Origin of the sequence: Schumannella sp. 10F1B-5-1, assembly GCF_006517535.1 — a bacterium.
GTDB lineage: Bacteria > Actinomycetota > Actinomycetes > Actinomycetales > Microbacteriaceae > Schumannella.
In genome coordinates this window covers 1-369 of sequence record NZ_VHQH01000022.1, presented here as the reverse complement: position 1 = coordinate 369, position 369 = coordinate 1, and the positions used below count along the sequence as shown (strand labels likewise).

The following is a 369-nucleotide window of genomic DNA, read 5'->3' as shown; positions in this document are numbered from 1 at the left end:
TCGGTCGAGAAGACGGCCGAGGCGCTCGTCGCCGAGGGCATCCCGGCGTTGCCGTACCACGCGGGACTCGACGCCTCGGTGCGCGCCCGCAACCAGGCGCGGTTCCTGCGTGAAGAGGGGATCGTCATGGTCGCGACGATCGCCTTCGGCATGGGAATCGACAAGCCCGACGTGCGCTTCGTGGCGCACCTCGACCTGCCGAAGTCGGTCGAGGGCTACTACCAGGAGACGGGGCGCGCGGGCCGAGACGGCCTGCCGTCGACCGCGTGGCTGGCCTACGGCCTGCAGGACGTCGTGCAGCAGCGCCGCATGATCCAGGAGTCCGAGGGCGATGCCGCGTTCAAGCGCCGCGCATCCCAGCACCTCGAC

Annotated in this window: 1 protein-coding gene; it reads left to right on the top strand. The window is 70.7% G+C overall.

Features of this window, described 5'->3' with window-relative positions; translation table 11 throughout:
* Window positions 1–369 (top strand): helicase-related protein (locus FJ658_RS03600; protein ID WP_255447538.1); only part of this gene is annotated, 369 nt, incomplete at both ends.